This is a genomic window from Nocardia alba NBRC 108234 (assembly GCF_001612665.1).
In the GTDB taxonomy this organism is placed as follows: domain Bacteria; phylum Actinomycetota; class Actinomycetes; order Mycobacteriales; family Mycobacteriaceae; genus Nocardia; species Nocardia alba.
Genome location: NZ_BDAX01000023.1, coordinates 177335 through 195612, shown reverse-complemented (window position 1 = coordinate 195612; position 18278 = coordinate 177335). Strand labels below are relative to the sequence as shown.

18 protein-coding genes and 3 tRNA genes are annotated in these 18278 nt (G+C 67.2%); 13 read left to right on the top strand and 8 right to left on the bottom strand.

The genetic code is table 11. From position 1 onward, the window contains the following. The first annotated feature begins 79 nt into the window (after positions 1 to 79). Positions 80 to 475: a RidA family protein gene (locus NA12_RS24590; RefSeq protein ID WP_067456044.1), complete on the top strand. Its 396-nt coding sequence runs from the start codon at positions 80 to 82 to the stop codon at positions 473 to 475. A 144-nt stretch (positions 476 to 619) separates the two neighbouring features. Further along, positions 620 to 1345, top strand: a complete 726-nt coding sequence (locus NA12_RS24585) for a maleylpyruvate isomerase family mycothiol-dependent enzyme (protein WP_067455894.1) — start codon at positions 620 to 622, stop codon at positions 1343 to 1345. 94 nt (positions 1346 to 1439) lie between these two features. Here the strand turns inward: NA12_RS24585 and NA12_RS24580 are convergent. The 3 genes from NA12_RS24580 to NA12_RS24570 all read right to left on the bottom strand — a co-directional run bounded on the left by NA12_RS24580 (position 1440) and on the right by NA12_RS24570 (position 2452). Next, a tRNA-Arg gene (locus tag NA12_RS24580) sits at positions 1440 to 1512 on the bottom strand. Positions 1513 to 1552: 40 nt separating this feature from the next. Further along, positions 1553 to 1642: transfer RNA gene (locus tag NA12_RS24575), tRNA-Ser, on the bottom strand. Positions 1643 to 1735: 93 nt separating this feature from the next. Beyond that, positions 1736 to 2452, bottom strand: coding sequence for a dienelactone hydrolase family protein (locus NA12_RS24570; protein ID WP_067455891.1), 717 nt, complete (start codon positions 2450 to 2452; stop codon positions 1736 to 1738). 89 nt (positions 2453 to 2541) lie between these two features. Here NA12_RS24570 and hisC point away from each other — a divergent pair, with 89 nt between their 5' ends. The 3 genes from hisC to NA12_RS24555 all read left to right on the top strand — a co-directional run bounded on the left by hisC (position 2542) and on the right by NA12_RS24555 (position 5969). After that, entirely contained in the window at positions 2542 to 3618 is a 1077-nt protein-coding gene (hisC, locus tag NA12_RS24565) for a histidinol-phosphate transaminase (protein ID WP_067455888.1), read from the top strand. A gap of 309 nt (positions 3619 to 3927) precedes the next feature. Further along, positions 3928 to 5007, top strand: coding sequence for a nitric oxide synthase oxygenase (locus tag NA12_RS24560; protein ID WP_443093719.1), 1080 nt, complete (start codon positions 3928 to 3930; stop codon positions 5005 to 5007). Between the two features lie 170 nt (positions 5008 to 5177). Beyond that, complete coding sequence (locus NA12_RS24555) at positions 5178 to 5969, top strand: DUF2382 domain-containing protein (protein ID WP_067455882.1); 792 nt, start codon at positions 5178 to 5180, stop codon at positions 5967 to 5969. A gap of 54 nt (positions 5970 to 6023) precedes the next feature. Here the strand turns inward: NA12_RS24555 and NA12_RS24550 are convergent, their stop codons facing one another. After that, positions 6024 to 6866 carry an NAD(P)H-binding protein gene (locus NA12_RS24550; protein ID WP_067455879.1) on the bottom strand — a complete coding sequence of 281 codons (843 nt, stop codon included), beginning with the start codon at positions 6864 to 6866 and terminating at the stop codon, positions 6024 to 6026. Between the two features lie 62 nt (positions 6867 to 6928). Between NA12_RS24550 and NA12_RS24545 the strand changes: the two genes are divergently transcribed. Further along, positions 6929 to 7321 carry a winged helix-turn-helix transcriptional regulator gene (locus tag NA12_RS24545; RefSeq protein ID WP_067455876.1) on the top strand — a complete coding sequence of 131 codons (393 nt, stop codon included), beginning with the start codon at positions 6929 to 6931 and terminating at the stop codon, positions 7319 to 7321. An 81-nt stretch (positions 7322 to 7402) separates the two neighbouring features. Here NA12_RS24545 and NA12_RS24540 read toward each other — a convergent pair. Next, positions 7403 to 7490 (bottom strand) — tRNA-Ser (locus NA12_RS24540). 134 nt (positions 7491 to 7624) lie between these two features. Here NA12_RS24540 and NA12_RS24535 point away from each other — a divergent pair. After that, positions 7625 to 8608 carry an NAD(P)H-quinone oxidoreductase gene (locus NA12_RS24535; protein ID WP_067455873.1) on the top strand — a complete coding sequence of 328 codons (984 nt, stop codon included), beginning with the start codon at positions 7625 to 7627 and terminating at the stop codon, positions 8606 to 8608. On the opposite strand, the gene NA12_RS24530 is transcribed toward NA12_RS24535, so the two are convergent. Next, complete coding sequence (locus NA12_RS24530) at positions 8609 to 9811, bottom strand: cysteine desulfurase-like protein (RefSeq protein WP_067456041.1); 1203 nt, start codon at positions 9809 to 9811, stop codon at positions 8609 to 8611. It lies immediately after the preceding gene. A gap of 86 nt (positions 9812 to 9897) precedes the next feature. Here NA12_RS24530 and NA12_RS24525 point away from each other — a divergent pair, with 86 nt between their 5' ends. The 6 genes from NA12_RS24525 (at position 9898) to rsgA (ending at position 15379) form a co-directional block, all read left to right on the top strand. Beyond that, a complete protein-coding gene (locus NA12_RS24525; protein ID WP_067455869.1) occupies positions 9898 to 10476 on the top strand; it encodes a bacterial proteasome activator family protein in 579 nt (192 codons plus the stop codon). Positions 10477 to 10790: 314 nt separating this feature from the next. Next, a complete protein-coding gene (gene wzm, locus NA12_RS24520; RefSeq protein WP_067456038.1) occupies positions 10791 to 11618 on the top strand; it encodes a galactan export ABC transporter permease subunit Wzm/RfbD in 828 nt (275 codons plus the stop codon). Between the two features lie 11 nt (positions 11619 to 11629). Further along, positions 11630 to 12472 carry a galactan export ABC transporter ATP-binding subunit Wzt/RfbE gene (gene wzt / locus NA12_RS24515; RefSeq protein WP_067455867.1) on the top strand — a complete coding sequence of 281 codons (843 nt, stop codon included), beginning with the start codon at positions 11630 to 11632 and terminating at the stop codon, positions 12470 to 12472. Beyond that, positions 12469 to 13548, top strand: a complete 1080-nt coding sequence (glfT1, locus tag NA12_RS24510; protein ID WP_243654793.1) for a galactofuranosyltransferase GlfT1 — start codon at positions 12469 to 12471, stop codon at positions 13546 to 13548. The genes wzt and glfT1 overlap by 4 nt, the downstream gene beginning before the upstream one ends. A gap of 64 nt (positions 13549 to 13612) precedes the next feature. Beyond that, positions 13613 to 14149 carry a hypothetical protein gene (locus NA12_RS24505; RefSeq protein ID WP_243654792.1) on the top strand — a complete coding sequence of 179 codons (537 nt, stop codon included), beginning with the start codon at positions 13613 to 13615 and terminating at the stop codon, positions 14147 to 14149. A 198-nt stretch (positions 14150 to 14347) separates the two neighbouring features. Next, complete coding sequence (gene rsgA / locus NA12_RS24500) at positions 14348 to 15379, top strand: ribosome small subunit-dependent GTPase A (protein ID WP_067455864.1); 1032 nt, start codon at positions 14348 to 14350, stop codon at positions 15377 to 15379. Between the two features lie 62 nt (positions 15380 to 15441). Here rsgA and NA12_RS24495 read toward each other — a convergent pair whose 3' ends face one another. Next, positions 15442 to 16344, bottom strand: a complete 903-nt coding sequence (locus tag NA12_RS24495; protein ID WP_067455860.1) for a GNAT family N-acetyltransferase — start codon at positions 16342 to 16344, stop codon at positions 15442 to 15444. 3 nt (positions 16345 to 16347) lie between these two features. Further along, a complete protein-coding gene (locus tag NA12_RS24490; RefSeq protein WP_067455855.1) occupies positions 16348 to 18246 on the bottom strand; it encodes a glycosyltransferase in 1899 nt (632 codons plus the stop codon). Between the last annotated feature and the right edge of the window lie 32 nt (positions 18247 to 18278).

Below are 18278 nucleotides of genomic sequence, written 5' to 3'. Positions count from 1 at the left end.
TGCATACCGTCGCGATCCGACCACGAGACGACCGGCAAATGAATTGCCCTCCACCACCCGGTGGACCATTCTGGCAACCATGACCACAACTCGGCGCAACATTTCCTCGGCCTCCGATTTCGAAGATGTCGTCGGGTATTCGCGGGCGGTACGGGTCGGCAACCAGGTCGTCGTCAGCGGCACCACCGCCGCTGTCGCCGGTGGTGGCGTTGTCGGCGGCGATGACATCGGCGCGCAGACCCGTGAGGTTCTGGCTCGCATCGCCGCCGCACTCGAGCAGGCCGGCGCGAGCGTGCGCGACGTGGTGCGCACGCGCATGTTCGTCACCGATATCGCCCGCTGGCCCGAGGTCGCGGCGGCCCATGCCGAGGTGTTCGGCACGATCCGCCCCGCAGCCTCGATGTACGAGGTCACCGCGTTGATCGCCCCCGACCTGCTGGTGGAGATCGAGGCCGACGCGATCATCGCTGGCTGAATCGTCACACGAAGCCGCGCCGGCGACCCGGCGTCGATCGTCGAATCATCCCCAGTTATCCACAGGCTCAGAGTTATCCACAGGGCGGATTCGACGACGTCGTTCTCCCGTACGCGCCAACGACAGCGCACTACCCTCGAATCCGTGACCAGCGAAACGGCAACTCCCACAGACCTGCTCGATCAGGTCGCCGCGTCCACCGCGCGCTTCGATACCGCCATCGGCGCGCTCACCGACGCCGCCGTGACCGAACCATCACTGTTGCCGGGGTGGACGCGCGGTCATGTGCTGGCGCATCTGTCCCGCAATGCCGACAGCCTGCTGAACCTGCTGCTGTGGGCCCGCACCGGCATCGAGATCCCGCAGTACCCGAGCGTGGAGGTCCGCGACGCCGACATCGAGGCGGGCGCACCCCGCCTCCTCACCGTGCAGCACGCCGACTTCACCGCCTCCGCGCACCGCTGGCAGGCAGTCGCCACGACCATGGCACCGGCCGACTGGCGGGCCGAGGTCCGCAATCGCCAAGGCGGCACCCTCACCGCCGACAAGATCGTGTGGATGCGCCTGCGCGAGACCGAGATCCACCACGTGGACCTCGCCGTCGGCTACACCCCCGCGGACTGGCCCGCCCCCTTCGTGGCCCGCCTACTCCCCGAAGCCATCAACGACCTCGCCGACAACCTCCACCCCGAAGCCACCCCCACCTTCGACATCCAATCCACCGACACAGATTTCACCGCCACCATCGGCCCAGGCCGCCCCCACCACACCGTCCTCGGCCCAGCCACCGCCCTCCTGGGCTGGCTCCTCGGCCGCACCCCCGGCACCGACCTCACCGGCCCACTACCACCACTCCCTGCCTGGAAGTAATCCGAGATCAACGAACACCGATCCTCGCCCAGAATGGCAGCGTTCCCGCACGAAAAAATCGACCCCGCATCTACTGATACGGGGTCGATTTCGGTGCGCCCGAAGGGATTCGAACCCCTAACCTCTTGATCCGTAGTCAAGTGCTCTATCCGTTGAGCTACGGGCGCATGGTGGTGCATCTTCAGTTGTTACCCAGCAAGCTGGGTATGGCGGAGGCGAGAGGATTTGAACCTCCGGTCCCCGTGAAGGGACAACTCATTAGCAGTGAGTCCCATTCGGCCGCTCTGGCACGCCTCCTGGAGCCTTCTCTTTCGAGGGCACCGGTCCTTGTCGAACCGCCGGGAATGAAGATTACACGAGCAGTGGTAGTAGTCCAAAACGCCTGGTCAATCAGCGTAAATTGCTGTCGAACCAGTCGTAGACGCGGGTCTGGGAGTCGATGCGGATGGCGGCGGTCGCGTCGTCTTCGGGTTCGGTTCGGTCGATGCGGTGACTCAAGCCCGGATAGGAGACTGTGAGACTGGCCACATCGGCTTTCGCGGCGGCCTCGCGGAGGCGTTCGACCGCCTCGGGCGGGGTGGCCGGGTCGTCGGCGCCGAAGAGGCCGAGCCAGGGTGCTTTGAGGTCGGCGGCGATATCGATCAGGGCGGTGTGCTGGTCCGGGAGCGGTTCGGTGAGGCCGGGGGCGCCCACGCTCACCGCGGCGCCGATCGGGCGGGTGGCGGCTACGAGGAAGGCCGCGGTGCCCGCGCTGTCGAAGCCGAGGACGCCGATCGTGTCGGGGAAGACGCCGCGGCCGGTGAGCCAATCGAAACCGGCGTCGAAGTCGTCGAAGAGTTCCTCGCCGAATACCTCACGCACCTGCGCGTCGGCGATCCGGTCGAACAGATGCGGCGCGACGACGATCCAGCCCTCCAACGACAGCGCCCGCATCAGATCGAGTAGCTGGGGTGAGAAATCCCGGGATTCATGCAGGACGACGATGCCGCCGCGGGCGACCCGTTCGGGCTCGACCACCGTGATCGGCACGGCGGTGCGCCGTGTGACGGCGGCCGTGTCTACCTCCACCGGCCGCAGGGGGGCGACGTCGTCGTAAGTGCCCGGCATAAACCCAGCGTAGGCGGCAGAACAGGACTTGGGTAGGGCTGGACGGCCGCGCCGCATGTCGCGACGGCCGATCATCGTAGGGTGGAGGCGTGACCGCGCGTATCCGCCCCGACCTCGCCACCATTCCGGCCTACGTTCCCGGCCGTAACCACCCGGATGCGGTGAAGCTCGCATCCAACGAGACGACCTTCGGTCCGTTGCCGAGCGCGGCCAAGGCGATCGCGGAGGCCGCCGAGCTGGCCAACCGCTACCCGGACAATCAGGTGAGCGAGCTGCGCGCGGCGCTGGCCGAGTTCCTCGGGGTGACCGTAGCCGAGGTCGCGGTCGGTTGCGGCAGCGTGGCGCTGTGCCAGGAGCTCGTGCAGATCACCTGCGACGCCCCCACCGACGAGGTGGTGTTCGCGTGGCGCTCGTTCGAGGCGTACCCGATCGTCACGCAGGTGGGCAACGCGACCGCGGTGCGGGTGCCGCTGACCGAGGGCCACCTGCACGATCTGGACGCCATGGCCGGCGCGGTCACCGACCGCACCAAGCTGATCTTCGTCTGCAACCCGAACAACCCCAGTGGCACCGCGCACGGGCGCGCCGAGCTGGAGCGGTTCCTCGACCGGGTGCCCGCGCACGTTCTCGTCGTGCTCGACGAGGCCTACTACGAGTACCTGCGGCTGACCCCCGAGACCCGCCCCGACGGCGTCGAGATCGGCCGCACCCGGCCGAATGTGGTTGTGCTGCGCACCTTCTCGAAGGCCTACGGCCTGGCCGGGCTGCGCGTCGGCTACGCGGTGGGCCATCCCGAGGTGATCACCGCGTTGCTGAAGGTTCACATCCCGTTCAGCGTGAACCGGGTCGCGCAGGCCGCCGCGATCGCCTCGCTGCAGGCGCACGGCGAACTGCTCGATCGCACCGATGTGCTGGTGGCACAACGACATCAGCTGCGCGCGGCGCTGCTGGCGGCGGGCTACGAGGTGCCACCGAGTGAGGCCAATTTCGTGTGGCTGCCGCTGCGCGAGCGCAGTATCGAGTTCGCCGAGGCGAGTGCGCTCGCGGGCGTGCTGGTTCGGCCGTTCGCCGGCGACGGCGTGCGGGTCACGGTCGGCGATCCGCACGAGAACGAGCAGTTCCTCAGCTTCGCCACCGCACCCGAAACGGCGGCCCGATTCCGTTAGCCCGGCGCATGGTCAGCAACCCTTGACGTGGGTTGCCGTGGGATTACCTCGAATTCGAGCACACTGCCAGCACACCGGCCGTAGGCTTACCGAAGCTGATCTCGGGGTGATCGATTTCCCGGTCGGCGCGCGCCACCGGTCGAGTGAAATGTGTTCTCGGCGGGCATTCTTCCCGCATCGGAGGGTGCACCCGCACGGCCCAACCTGCTGCCTGACCGGAGATACACCGTGAACCAGAGCTCTCGTCCTGCCGTCTGCGAAAAATCAACTCCCGCAGTGACTTCGACGTCCGATATCGACGTCGCCGGTCTGCCTCCGGCCGAGTTGGACCGCCGCTTGCGCGACTGCGACGAGTTCTTCCGCTACCCCGAACTAGGGCATCTCCCCACCCATCGTCGCCTCGGCGCGCTCGCCGAACTGCGCGATACCGGCACCTACCTCCAGACCGCCGAGGAGATCTTGATCGGCGCGAAATTGGCGTGGCGCAACCATGCTCGCTGCGTCGGCCGCAAACACTGGCGCTCACTGAAGCTCCTCGACGCCCGCCGAGTTACTTCCGCGCGGGAACTCTCCGAGGTGTGCTGGCAACATCTGCGTCTCGCCACCAACGGCGGTGCGATTCAGTCGATGATCACGGTCGGACCCACGCCCGAACCCGGCGGCGGCGCGTACCGGATCGAGAGCTCGCAGCTGATCCGCTATGCCGGTTACCGCAACGGCGACGGCACCGTCACCGGCGATCCGGCCAATATCGCGGCCACCGAGCAGGCGCTGGGGCTCGGCTGGCACGGGGCGCGCACGCCGTTCGATGTCCTGCCGGTATTGATCAGCACACCCACCGAGGGCGTGCGGTACTTCGATGTTCCGCGCGAGCTGGTCCGCGAGGTCGACCTGATCCACCCCGACTACCCGTGGTTCGCCGGGCTCGGGCTGAAATGGCATGCGCTGCCTGCTGTTTCGAATATGAACCTCGAGGTGGGTGGGGTTTGCTACCCCTTCGCTCCCTTCAACGGCTGGTACGTCGGCACCGAGATCGGCGCGCGTAACCTCAGCGATGCCGATCGCTACAACATGCTTCCGCTGATCGCCGACATGATGGAGCTCGACACGTCGTCGGTGCGGACGCTGTGGCGGGACAAAGCGTTGATCGAGCTCAATCACGCTGTGCTGCACAGCTTTCGCTCATCGGGTGTGCATATGGTCGACCACCACACCGTGGCCAAGCAGTTCTGCGACCACGTGCAGCGCGAGGAAGCCGCCGGGCGCGCGTGCCCCACCGACTGGAGTTGGGTCAATCCGCCCATCTCATCCGGGCTGACGCCCACCTTCCACCGCTACTACGACGAGCCCGACCTGGACATTCGACCGAACTTTGTCCACCGGGACTGATCCGCGGCGGGCTGTTTGACTCCTACCCGACCGGGTATTTGCTGCGATGTAGCCAAGTCCGGCCGTACCGGGCGCTACCGACCGATTGATCACCCACAACCCAGCGGAGTCCGGCCGACGAGCCCGAACATGCCCGCGACCGGCCTCCGCACCAGGTAGGAGGGATCATCATGACCGAATCGACCCTGGAATCACTGATCGGCGCCGCCGCCTATGACGAACGCGGCGACAAGATCGGCAAGGTCAAGCAGATCTACCTCGACAACCACTCCGGCGAGCCCACCTGGGCCGCTGTCTCGACCGGCTTCTTCAGCCACGACTCGCTGGTTCCGCTGGCCGGCGCCGAACACCTGGTGGATGACGACTCGATCAGACTGCGCGTGGACAAGGAGTTGGTGAAGTCGGCGCCGCATCACGACGGGTCCCGGATCAGCGCACAGGCGGAGCAGGAACTGTTCCGGCACTACCACGTCGATCCGCGGGCATCCGGATGGAATACCGAAGGTAGCCCGCGCATTCGACCCGGAGACGACTCACCGATGACCCAGGGCAACCGGGCATTCGCCGATCAGTCCGACACCGTTCGCTACGGTGACGACTCGATGGTGCGCTCGGAAGAGCAGCTGCGCGTCGACACCGAGAGCGAGGAAGTCGGCACCGCACGGTTGCACAAGACCGTGGTGAACGAGGAACAGACGTTCACGGTGCCCGTGACACACGAGGAAGTACACATCGAACGCGAGCCGATTATCGACCGCACCGGGCGCGCGACCATCAGCGAGGAGGACCGCGAGGTCGTCCTGCACGCCGACCAGGTGCACGTCGAGAAGGAAACCGTCCCGGTGGAGCGGGTACGGCTGGCCGTCGATGAGGTCGCCGACGAGAAGACGATTTCCGAGACGGTTCGTCAGGAACGCGTGGAAGCCGAGGGTGTAGACGACCACCGTCGCCAGCAACCCTGACACGGCAGCGCGACCGGCCACCCGCCTACCGGTGGGTGGCCGGGTTAGGCACTGTCAGCGGAAATCGGCGACGTGATCGGCTGCCCATCGGCGATAGTCGCGGGCGGGCGACCCGGTGACGTCGCGCACCGTGGAGGTCACCGGGCCGGGTGTGTCGACGAAGCCGGCGAGCGTACTCAGCACCACGCGCGCGATGTCGGGCGGGAGCCAATCCATGTGCGCCACAGCCGCTTCGGGGCTGATCTCCTCCCAGATCAGGGTGCGCCCGAGCACCTCACCGATGGCGGCGATCTGGTCGATCCGGCTCAGTGCGGCCGGGCCGGTGAGGGTGTACTTCGCCCCGGCGTGCCCGTCGGTGGTCAGTGCGCGCACCGCCACCGCGGCGATATCCGCCTCGTGCAGCAGGGGCACCGCGGCAGCACCGTACGCGCCGCGCACCACATCGCCCGCGCGGATCTGCGACGCCCATTCGACAGTGTTGGTGGCGAAACCTCCGGGACGCAGGAAGGTCCACTCCAGTGACGATTCGGCGATCGGCCGCTCGATGAGGGCGTGTGCCCGGCCGATCGGGTGGTTCTCGTCGCGGACGGCGGCGGAGGAGAGCAGCACGATGCGGCGCGCGTGTTCGGCGATCAGGGCGACCACCCGCTCCGCGATCTCCGCCGACAGCATCGGCCAGGTCAGATAGACGGCATCGATGCCGTCGAGGGCGCTGTGCAAGGTGTCCGGGTCGGTCAGGTCCCCCCGCACCACCTCGACCTCCGGGGGTAGCGACGCCGAGCGCGGATCGCGAGCCAGGGCCCGCACCCTCGTTCCACCAGCCGCGAGCTGCGCCGCCACCTGACCGCCGACATGACCGGTCGCCCCGATCACCAGAATCCTGCTGCTGTTCACCATGGGCCAACCGTACGAAGGGGACTTTCGATGAGAAAGGGCATACCGATAGGTAAGCTCATGACATGACGGTAGGAGTCCCGGACAGCGACCGGCCCAGGCTCGGTGAACGTGATGTATTCGACAAAGAGTGCCCGGCCCACGCCATCCTCGGCAAAGTCACCAGCCGCTGGGGCGTCCTGATCCTGGCCGCACTGCTCGACGGCTCGATGCGATATCACGTGCTGCGCGATCGGATCGGCAGCATCAGCGAGAAGATGCTGTCGCAGAACCTGCGCACCTTCACCGACTACGGCCTGGTCGAGCGCACCGTCGAACCCACTGTCCCCCCACAGGTTTCCTACGCCCTGACCCCGATAGGTCACGAGGCGGCGGAAAAGCTCCACGGACTCCTGGAATGGGTGAGCACCCGGGCCGAGGAAATCGAAACCTTCCGGCTGACGAACAGCCCAGCCTGATCGACACGCGAACTGAACCGCCGACGATGGCTGCGAGGAAGGATTCACATGGACCAGCCCGGGGCGCGAGCTCGCGGGCCTTGGCGGAGACGGAGGGATTTGAACCCCCGATGGTTTTACCCATGCTCGCTTTCAAGGCGAGTGCATTCGGCCGCTCTGCCACGTCTCCCTGGGAAGGATCGTAGCTGACGGGATCCGGATTTCCGCAAGTCCGGGCGGACCTGGGGCGGGTTGAGGGGAACCGGCGGCGACATGGGCGCGCAGGGTCTGGCTACCGGGGGGAATGGGGGCGAGGATTGGGGCATGTATGCGATTGAGCTGAACGGGTTCGGTGGGCCGGAGGTCATGGAGTGGACCGTGGCGGTCGATCCGGAGCCGGGGCCGGGGGAAGTGCTGGTGGAAGTTGTTGCGGCGGGGGTTAATCGGGCCGATGTGATGCAGCGCAGGGGGTTCTATCCGCCGCCCGCGGATGCGAGTTCGATTCTCGGGCTGGAGTGTTCGGGGACGATCGTGAAGTTGGGCGCGGGGGTTGTCGACTGGCAGGTCGGGGATCGGGTGTGCGCGTTGCTGTCGGGGGGTGGGTACGCCCAGTTCGTGGCGGTGCCGGTGACGCAGCTGTTGCCGATTCCGGCGGGAATGGATTCGGTGGCGGCCGCGGGGTTGCCGGAGGTGGCGGCGACGGTGTGGTCGAACCTGGTGCTGACGGCGGGACTGCGAACGGGGCAGCTGGTGTTGATCCACGGCGGCGGTGGCGGGATCGGGACGCACGCGATCCAGGTGGCTCGGGAGCTCGGGGCGCGGGTCGCGGTAACGGCGGGGTCGGACGCGAAGCTGACCAAGTGCGCCGAGCTGGGGGCGGAGATCTTGATCAACTACCGGACCGGCGACTTCGTCGACGAGATCGCCCAGCAGGGTGGGGCCGACGTGATTCTCGACAACATGGGTGCGAAGTACCTGGAGCGGAATGTGGAGGCGCTCGCGCCCTATGGGCGGCTGGTGGTGATCGGGATGCAAGGCGGGGTCAGCGGAACACTGAATATCGCCGCGCTGCTGGGTAAGTGGGGCACCGTCGCGGCGACCAATGTGCGCAGCCGACCACGATCGGGGCCGGGGAGCAAGGCCGAGATCATCGCCGCGGTCCGCGCGCACCTGTGGCCGCGGGTGACGGCGGGCGAGATCGTGCCGGTGATCTCCGCCGAGTTGCCGATCACCGAGGCAGCACGCGCGCACGAGATGCTCGACGAATCGCAGACCTTCGGCAAGGTGATCCTGCGGGTTCGCGACTAGCTATTCGAGTGCGCTGAGGGCGCGGCCGAGTTGGTCGATCTCATAGCGGGTCGTGTAGGGCGCGAGCCCGATCGTCACCGCACCGCCCTCATCGTTGACACCGAGCGCGTCGAGTAGTCGACTGCCGCCGTGCACACCGCTGACCGTGCCGATCCTGGCGTCGGCCAGCTTGGCCGCCACCTTCTCCGCCTGCATCCCGGCCATCGTGAAGCTGACCGTCGGAATGCGGGTGGAGGCCCGGCCGATCACCGTGAGGTTGTCGATCTTCTCCAGCACCTGCATCAGGTGATCGAAGAGCTGGTCGTGATAGTCCTGCAGCGAGGTGATCGATATCTCCAGGCGTTCGCGCCGGGTGCCGGTGGCGCGTTCGTCGAGCCCGGCGAGGAAGTCGATCGACTCGGTGAGCCCGGCCAGCAACGCGTACTGATGCCCGCCCACCTCGAGACGTTCAGCACCCTTGGCATAGGGGTTGAGCGACATCGAGGGGATGCGGTCGAGGAACGCGGGGTCGCGGAAAACCAGCGCGCCCACCTGCGGTCCGCCCCACGACGGCGCACTGAGCGCGACCACGTCGGCATTGAGGTCGTCGATGTCGATCAGCGCGTACGGCGCGGCGCCGAACGCGTCGGCGACCAGCAATCCGCCCACGTCGTGCACCCGATCGGCGGCCACCCGCACACCCGGCGCAGACCCGACGATCGGCGAGGCGGCGGTGAGCGCGACCAGGCGCGCGGTAGGCCCGATCAGCTCCTCGAACTGCCACGACGGCATCTCACAGGTCTCGATCTCCACCTCGGCCCACCGCACGTGCGCGCCGTAGCGGTTGGCGATGCGCAGCCAGGGGGCGACGTTGGCTTCGTCGTCCAGCCGGGACAGCACGATGCCGGTGCCCAGGCCCAGACGTGAGCTCAGCGATTCGGCCAACCAGGCCAGCAATACCGCGCGATCGGGACCGAGGACGACGCCGGCCGGATCCCCACCGACCAGATCGGCGACAGCTTCCCGTGCGGCATCGAGGATCGCGCCGCTGCGCGATGCCGCACCGTGGCGACCGATGTGGGAGAACGAGGAGGTGCGGAAACCCGTTGAGACGGCACGCGATACCGAATCGGGAACCAGCATCCCCGCCTGCGGGTCGAGATGGATCCAGCCGTCGCCCAGGGACGGTATCAGGCCCCGAACCCTCGCGACGTCATAAGTCATGGTGGCCACTTTAAGGGCAGGGGGCCTCCCGGTGTAACCGCGTGGGGGTTTTAGCGCGAAGCGGACACACACGCAATGATGGGGATATGACGCACTCGGAGGATGTCCCCGAATCCATCGTCGTGATCGGTCCCGACGGCCGTCCACTGACCGTGCCCACCGACGCCGACAGCGCGTCCGCCTTCACCGCACAGGTCGTGCCCGACGACGAGAAGGCCGCGAGCGAATCGGCCGAGACCCTGGCGGACATGGTCGAGCAGCCCGCCAAGGTGATGCGTATCGGCACGATGATCAAGCAACTCCTCGAAGAGGTTCGGGCCGCACCGCTGGACGACGCCAGCCGCACGCGTCTCAAGGAGATCCACAAGTCCTCGGTGCGCGAGCTCGAGCAGGGCCTGGCCCCCGAACTGCGCGAGGAACTCGAACGCCTCACCCTGCCGTTCACCGATGACTCGGTGCCCTCCGACGCGGAACTGCGCATCGCGCAAGCGCAGCTCGTCGGCTGGCTGGAGGGTCTGTTCCACGGCATCCAGACCGCCCTGTTCGCCCAGCAGATGGCCGCCCGCGCCCAACTGGAGCAGATGCGCCAAGGCGCCCTTCCGCCCGGAATGCACACGGCGGACGGCAAAGCAGGCGGCCATGTGGGCGGCGGCCAGTACCTGTAAACCCCAGAATCCCTCGTTCGCGGCCCGCCTCGATCTGGACTGACCGAAGGGTGCGACGAAGGAGTACCCGCAGGGAGGGAAGACCGAGGCCCCCCGGGGCCGCGAACACCCGGCGCCAGCCGGAAGACAACACTGTAAGGTCGGGGACCGTGCCCGCCGCTGCCGCCCGTCCTGATTCGGTCTCCGATGAGGGTGACGTGCGTACCGAAGAGAGCCCCGTGCATCCCGACGACGACACCCCCACCGACGCAGAGGTGACCGAAGCCGCCGCTGCCGAGCACACCACCGACGCCGCGCTGCTGGTGCGGACGCCGATGGTGTCGGATTCACAGACTTTCGGCCGCTCGTTCAAGGACATGCGAGACGGCCTACAACAGCGCGAGCTGTGGTTGTCGCTGGGCTGGCAGGACATCAAGCAGCGCTACCGCCGGTCGGTGCTCGGTCCGTTCTGGATCACCATCGCGACCGGTCTGCAGGCGCTGGCGATGGGCCTGTTGTATTCGACGCTGCTGGATCAGCCGATCAGCGAATACCTGCCGTATGTGACGGTCGGCTTGATCGTGTGGAATGTCATCAGCGCCTCGATTCTCGAAGGCTCCGATGTGTTCATCGCCAATGAGGGGCTGATCAAACAGTTACCCTCGGCGCTGAGCGTGCACGTGTATCGCCTGGTCTGGCGGCAGTTCCTGTTCTTCATCCACAATGCGGCGATCTACGTGGTGCTGTTGGTGGCGTTCTCGATCTGGCGTGAGCTGGACTGGTCGTTCTTCCTGGTGATCCCCGCCATCCTGCTGCTGTTCCTCAACGCCATGTGGGTGACGATCGTCTTCGGCATCTTCTCCACCCGCTACCGCGACATCGCCCCGATCCTCAGCTCGATGACGCTGATGCTGTTCGTGCTGACCCCGGTGATGTGGTCGACGAAGGCCCTGGAGAACTCGGTGAACGGCGCGGGCGAGCGCGCCAAGCTCCTCGAGCTCATCCCCACCTATCACTACCTGGAGATCGTGCGCGCTCCCCTGCTCGGTGAGCCCTCGCAGTGGCATCACTGGGCGATCGTCGGCGCGATCACCGTCGTCGGCTGGGCCGTCGCGATCCTGGCGCTCAAGCAGTACCGTGCCCGCGTCCCGTACTGGGTTTAGGAGCAGTCTCGATGAGCCGTGTGAGTATCGAAACCCATGACGCGTGGGTCGAGTTCCCGATCTTCGACGCTAAAACGCGGTCGCTGAAGAAGGCGTTCCTCGGCAAGGCGGGTGGCGCGATCGGACGCAACAGCTCCGACGTGGTGGTGGTCGAGGCGCTGCGCGACATCAATCTGTCGCTCAAAGAAGGCGACCGGGTGGGCTTGGTCGGCCACAACGGCGCGGGCAAATCCACGCTGCTCCGCCTGCTCTCCGGCATCTACGAACCCTCGCGCGGCAGTGCGCGCATCCGCGGCCGGGTGGCTCCGGTGTTCGACCTCGGCGTCGGCATGGACCCGGAGATCTCCGGCTACGAGAACATCATCATCCGTGGTCTGTTCCTCGGGCAGACACGCAAGCAGATGATGGCCAAGATCGACGAGATCGCCGACTTCACCGAGCTCGGCGAGTACCTGTCGATGCCGTTGCGCACCTACTCCACCGGGATGCGTGTGCGGCTGGCGATGGGCGTGGTGACCTCGATCGACCCCGAGATCCTGCTGCTCGACGAGGGCATCGGCGCGGTCGACGCGGAATTCATGAAGAAGGCCCGCACCCGGCTGCAGTCGCTGGTCGCGCGGTCGGGCATCCTGGTGTTCGCCAGCCATTCCAACGAATTCCTCGCCCAGCTCTGCGATACCGCGATGTGGATCGACCACGGTCAGATCCGCGAACAGGGCGGAATCGAGGACGTTGTGCGAGCGTATGAGGGCCCCGAGGCGGGTAATCACGTGGCACAGGTGCTGCGAGATCTGGAAACCGAGGGCGCACTCGGCGCGACGGGCGAGAAGAAGCTGGAGCAGAAGCAGGTATGAGCGGTCAACGTGACGAGGCTGCCCCGGCCGCCGTGCCGGGTGGGTTCAGCATGACCGACCGACTAGAGGCGACCCCGGCACCCGTGGAGCCCGCCGCCGTGCTGCCCGCCGAACCGATCGTGCTGCCCGACGACGCGGAACTGCCCCCCGGTGCCGAACCCGCCGACATCACGACCGAGACCGGCCCGACCGCCCGCATCATCGCGGTGGTCGTCACGCACAAGCGTCGCGAACTGCTCGCCGAGTCGTTGAAAGTGCTCGCCTCGCAGACCCGTCCGGTCGACCATCTGATCGTCGTCGACAACGCCAACGAAGACGCCGTGGCCGAGCTGGTCGCGCAGCAGCCGATCGAGGCCACGTACCTGGGTTCACGCCACAACCTCGGCGGCGCAGGCGGTTTCGCGCTCGGCATGCTGCACGCGCTCACCCAGGGCGCGGATTGGGTGTGGCTGGCCGATGACGACGGCCGCCCCGACGGGCCCGAAGTACTCGCGACCCTGATCGATTGCGCGCGCAGGCACAACCTGGTGGAGGTGTCGCCGGTGGTCTGCGATATCGACGAACCGGATCGCCTCGCGTTCCCGCTGCGTCGCGGAGTGGTGTGGCGTCGGCTGCGTTCGGAGCTCGGCGACGAGGACTTCCTGCCCGGCATCGCGTCGTTGTTCAACGGCGCGCTGATCTCGGCGAAGGCCGTCGACCTGATCGGCGTGCCCGACCTGCGGCTGTTCGTGCGCGGCGACGAGGTGGAGGTGCATCGCCGCCTGGTTCGCTCCGGGCTGCCGTTCGGCACCTGCCTGCAGACCGCCTACCTGCACCCCAACGGCGCCGAGGAATTCAAGCCGATCCTGGGCGGGCGGATGCACACCCAGTACCCGGACGACCCGGTGAAGCGCTACTTCACCTACCGCAATCGCGGCTACCTGATGTCGCAGCCGGGAATGCGGAAGCTGTTGCCGCAGGAGTGGATTCGCTTCTCCTGGTTCTTCCTGGTGACCCGGCGCGACCCGGCGGGCCTCAAGGAATGGTTCCGGCTGCGCTCACTGGGCCGCAACGAACACTTCGGCAAGCCCGACTAGCCCCCGAAAGTAGGGGGTAGTTCCCTCTGGCAGCAATCGGCCGTTCAGTCCTACGATGCGAAACGTGACCTTCGCAAAGAGTTTCGCCTCCGCCGCGGCGACCGCGCTCGTCGGCGCCGCGCTCTGTCTCGCCGCACCCGGCACCGCCCAGGCGGACGACCAGTGCCAGCTCGGCTGGTCCAATGTCGGCCCGCGCTCCTGCGTGATGAACGAAGTCAAGACCGCGCCGGTGGCGACCTTGGGCAACGGCGTCTGCGTCGGCCTCCTGAACGTGGCGGGCACCGCGTTCGACGGACCGCTCAATTCTCCCAGCGTGGCGCCCGGCGCCACCCACAGCATCGCCCTGCGCGTCTCGCAGGGTTTCTCCCCGCTCGGCAACTGGGCGCCCACCGTGCTGGCATGCGATGTGAACGTCGTCGTCGACTGGCGCAACCTCGACAGCGGCGCCACCGGCTCGGTGACCCGCTTCATCCCGGCCACCAGCACCAGCACCTACCCGGTCCAGGACGTGATCGCGAACACCGGCCCCGGTCGTATCCAGGTCACGGTCCGCACCGACAAGCCCAACATCCCCCAGTCGACCGAAGTCTTCGTGCCGTAAATGAGTTGCCGGGTGCCTGCGTGGTCGGGCACAGTGGTGTTCGAACGTTGGAGAGGAGGTGGATGTCCGTGAGTACCCACGTGTGGATTGCCGTGGTCGGGCGGCGCGATTGTGCGCCCGCCCAGGCCGCTCCGGACAACACCTCTACTCGCTGAACCCGTCGATCGGGTTCGGCACCCGACGAAGGATTCCCCCATCATGGTCGACTACGACCTGCTCGTCCCTTACGGCTGGACCGAAGCCGTAGCTACTGAATATCTGCCGCTGGTCGACGATCTCGTTCCGGCTCGTATTGTGCGGATGGACCGCAGCGAATGCGATGTGGTGACCCCGCACGGCCCGGCGCGGGCCGCCTGCCCGCGCGACATCACCGGACTGTGCACCGGCGACTGGGTCGGACTCGATGCCGAACGCACTGTGCGACAGCTGCTCCCACGGCGCTCGGCGATCATGCGATCGTCGGTATCGGGACGCTCGGTAGCCCAGGTGCTGGCCACCAATGTGGACACCGTGCTGATCTGCTCTGCCGCCGATGGCGATGTGGATCTGGGGCGGATCGAGCGGATGCTCGCGCTGGCCTGGGAGAGCAATGCCCAGCCGGTGGTCGTGCTCACCAAAGCCGATGCGGCGGAATATCTTCCGCTCGACGAGGTGCGCGCGATCGCGCCCGGCGCCACCGTGGTGGCGGTGAGCGCCGCCGCCGCTGTCGGTCTCGACGTGCTCACCGCGGTACTCAGCGGCACCGTCGCCCTGATCGGACCGTCCGGTGCGGGCAAGTCCACTCTCGCCAACGCACTGCTCGGCGCGGAAGTGTTCGCCACCAACGCGGTTCGCGCGGTGGACGGCAAGGGCCGTCACACCACAGTGCATCGTGAGCTGCGACCGCTACCCGGCGGCGGCACGCTCATCGACACTCCCGGCCTGCGCGGCATCGGCCTCTACGACGCCGCCGACGGCATCGGCAAGACGTTCAGCGACATCGAATCCCTGGCTGCTGATTGCCGTTTCACCGACTGCGTCCACGAGACCGAACCCGGCTGCGCGGTCCAGGCCGGTCTCGCCGACGGCACCATCACCGAACGCAGGCTGACCAGCTATCGCAAACTCGCCAGGGAGAACGAGTGGATGGCGTCGCGCACCGACAAGCGGCTGGCCGCCGAACGCGAACGGGTCTGGCGCGACATCAACAAACAGCAGCGTAAGAGCTACCGCGAACGGGGCCGCCGCTGAACCAGGGCAGTTGATCATCAGGCACTCACGCGGGCAAGAGCGTCAGTGCCTGATGATCCTCGCTAGTCCTCTTCGAAGATGACGTGGGCGCGTTGTGACGCGGTGGCCGCTGACAGATCGATCAAGTAGTCGATGGTGCCTCGGTCGGAGCCGAAATGATTGCTGGCGTAGTAGGCATAGTTCACCATGAGTCGGCCGTCGTCCAGTGGCACCGCCAACGCGGGACGGTTCTCCGCTCGTGACCAGCTGTGGTCGATCTCCAGTCCGCCTACCGTGCGCAGCTCGTGACCGGACAGGGCGAGAGTCCAGCGGTTCTCCGGACCGTGGCCGAGGTATTCCTTGACGTAGATCGTCCGGAATCGCGCGGTGACCACGCGACCGTCGGGCAGCAGGATGAACGGCACCTCACCCTCGGCGTAGAGGTGGCCGGGCTCGGGATCGTCGTGGAGTTCGGTGTGCCACAGGTCGTTGAGTCGCGGTTCCGGCCAGCCCTTCTTCGCGGCTTCGGCGCGCAGCGCGGACCAGTGCCCGGCCTCGGCTCGCTCGTAGGCGAAGTTGATGACATGGGAACCGATGTAGCGCTCCACGGTCGTGAACACATCCGGGTCGGCCTGGTTCGGTTCGCTCACCGCTACCTCGGCGGCGCTCGCGATGTCCTGGATGGCGCGGAGCAGGGCCGCGCCCGCACCGGTACCGCGTGCCGACTCCGTGATCAGGAACTCCGAGATCCGTACATAGCCTGTCCCCCACTTGCTCGGCCGGGACAGATCATAGGTCGCGAAGCCGAGCGGTGTTTCGTCCTCGACGATCAGCAGCACCGGTTCCCAGGTCTGCTCGGTCACCCGCCGCGCACGCCGCGCGATGTCGGCCGGGCGGTGCACCTCGAAATGCGCGTGCAACTCGGCCAGCAGCGCGGCGGCCGCCTCCGCGTCGGACGCGGAGGCGGGCCGAACGAAACGGGTCACCGGTCAGCTCGGGTCGATGCCGTACAGCCGCGCCCAGTTCTCCCGACTCGTGAGTTCCGGTACCGCCCTGCGGTATTCGGCCTGCAACGCCGGAAGTTCCTTGCGGAGCTTGCGCAGGGTGCGGTAGGCGCGAATGAGCAGCGCGCGTGCGCGAGCCTTGTCCCGACGACGCACCCGCACGCCCGACTGCGAGGCATCGGTGACGACCACGTGCTCGAACAGGCCGATGTGCCACCAGTGCGCGTCCTCACGAGTGACCCCGATCAGACCGGGCTGCGTGCGGCCGGTCCACTGCGTGATGGCGCGCTTGATCAGCACCAGGGTGGTGCGGCTCGGTTCGCCGCCGGCCCGGCGCACGGAGATGTCGGCGGAGTTCACCGGCGGGGTGGCCGCGGGGTGCTTGATGGTTTCGGGGTAGTCGTTGCGGGTGCTGCGGGCGGCGGCGAGCGCGTCGATACCGCCGTCGCGCAACGCCTTCGGGCCCTTCAGGAAGTCCTCGATGCCCTGCAGGGTGGTGTGCACCAGCCCGTACTGCATGCCGACCAGGTGCTCGGCGATGTAGCGGAAGAACTCGCGCGTGATCGCCTTGCCGTCGAGATCGGTGTGCAGGGCGCCGACGATGAGCGAGTTACGGGTGGAGAAGTACCGCGCCCAGTCGTCGTAGTCCTTCCAGTAGAAGTCGGCGTGCCAGACGGCGGCGTTGGGCAGGGTGACGGTGACGAAACCGTGCTCGCGCGCGCGAATGCCGTACTCGACGTCGTCCCACTGGAAGAAGATCGGCACCGGCAGCCCGATCTTCGCCACCACCTCGGCCGGGATCAGGCAGGTCCACCAGGCGTTGTAGCCCGCGTCGACCCGCCGCTCCTGGTTCTTCTTGAGCATGGAGGTGTTGCGCAGCGCCTTGGGCACCTTCTGGCCGTGCTTGAGCTCGTGCAGGTGCACCTCCTCCGCGCCGACATTGAGGTAGTCGGGGTTGAGCAGGAACAGCATCTGCGCACCGACCAGGGTCGGTTCGACGGTGAGATTGGCGAACGCCTGCAGGCGCAGCACGGTCTCGGGCTCGCAGAGGATGTCGTCGTCCATCAGGATGACGTCGGCGTGCTCGTTGGCAGCGGAGACTTCGTAGAGCCCGCGGGTGAAGCCGCCTGCGCCGCCGAGGTTGGGCTGGCGGATGTAGCGCAGCTTGTCGCCGAATTCGGGCCGGACCTGCTGGAACAGCGGCCGATCCTCGACCAGGTCGGTGCCCTGGTCGACGACGTACACCGCGTCGATCGCGGCAAGCACCACCGCGTCCGAGGCCAGCGCCGCGACGGTGTGCGCGCAGTCCTCGGCCCGGTTGAAGGTGCAGATCGCGATGGCGACCGGGCGCACCTGCTCGGGGGCCTGCGCGGTCCAGGCGAGTTCGGTGATCTCGAGTTCGCCCCCGACGGCGTCGAACTCGAGCCACAACGCGCCACCGTCGACGTACTGGTCCAGCGGCGCCGTCAGCGAGACGTTGCCGCTGCTGGTCGCCACCAGCGAGGCGATGATCCGGCGGTGCCCGGCGATATCGGAGGCGACCAGACGCACGTTCGCCTTGCCGCCGACCACGAGCTGCGCACCCACCGACACCTCGGTGACGGTGGTCCAGCGCTGCCAGTAGCTGGCGGCGAACCGGCCGAAGTAGGTGTTGGTGTGCGCGGTCGCGCCCTTCGGCAGGTGCAGCGAGTGGCGTTCGCGGACCGCGGCACCGCCCTTCACGACGGCGTAGAGGTCGTCGCTCACCCGCGCCGACGGCCCGGTGAAGATGCCCCGAGCCAGTACGAGCCGCTCGGGCGCTGAGTGTTCACCCCGCAGCGATGCGGGCGCGGCCTCGCGCCGATCGTTCGATTCGGTCACGGCTTTGGTAGCCGACTGCTCCATGAAGTCCTCGAAATTCTCGGTATCGACTGCGC

What these genes read in the sequence shown, in the direction of transcription:
- NA12_RS24590 (WP_067456044.1), top strand. Translation starts at nt 80, where the DNA reads ATGACCACAACTCGGCGCAACATTTCCTCGGCCTCCGATTTCGAAGAT.
- NA12_RS24570 (WP_067455891.1), bottom strand. Translation starts at nt 2,452, where the DNA reads ATGCCGGGCACTTACGACGACGTCGCCCCCCTGCGGCCGGTGGAGGTA.
- NA12_RS24555 (WP_067455882.1), top strand. Translation starts at nt 5,178, where the DNA reads ATGACCGAATCGACCCTGGAATCACTGATCGGCGCCGCCGCCTATGAC.
- NA12_RS24550 (WP_067455879.1), bottom strand. Translation starts at nt 6,866, where the DNA reads ATGGTGAACAGCAGCAGGATTCTGGTGATCGGGGCGACCGGTCATGTC.
- NA12_RS24545 (WP_067455876.1), top strand. Translation starts at nt 6,929, where the DNA reads ATGACGGTAGGAGTCCCGGACAGCGACCGGCCCAGGCTCGGTGAACGT.
- NA12_RS24535 (WP_067455873.1), top strand. Translation starts at nt 7,625, where the DNA reads ATGTATGCGATTGAGCTGAACGGGTTCGGTGGGCCGGAGGTCATGGAG.
- NA12_RS24530 (WP_067456041.1), bottom strand. Translation starts at nt 9,811, where the DNA reads ATGACTTATGACGTCGCGAGGGTTCGGGGCCTGATACCGTCCCTGGGC.
- NA12_RS24525 (WP_067455869.1), top strand. Translation starts at nt 9,898, where the DNA reads ATGACGCACTCGGAGGATGTCCCCGAATCCATCGTCGTGATCGGTCCC.
- wzm (WP_067456038.1), top strand. Translation starts at nt 10,791, where the DNA reads ATGGTGTCGGATTCACAGACTTTCGGCCGCTCGTTCAAGGACATGCGA.
- wzt (WP_067455867.1), top strand. Translation starts at nt 11,630, where the DNA reads ATGAGCCGTGTGAGTATCGAAACCCATGACGCGTGGGTCGAGTTCCCG.
- glfT1 (WP_243654793.1), top strand. Translation starts at nt 12,469, where the DNA reads ATGAGCGGTCAACGTGACGAGGCTGCCCCGGCCGCCGTGCCGGGTGGG.
- rsgA (WP_067455864.1), top strand. Translation starts at nt 14,348, where the DNA reads ATGGTCGACTACGACCTGCTCGTCCCTTACGGCTGGACCGAAGCCGTA.
- NA12_RS24490 (WP_067455855.1), bottom strand. Translation starts at nt 18,246, where the DNA reads ATGGAGCAGTCGGCTACCAAAGCCGTGACCGAATCGAACGATCGGCGC.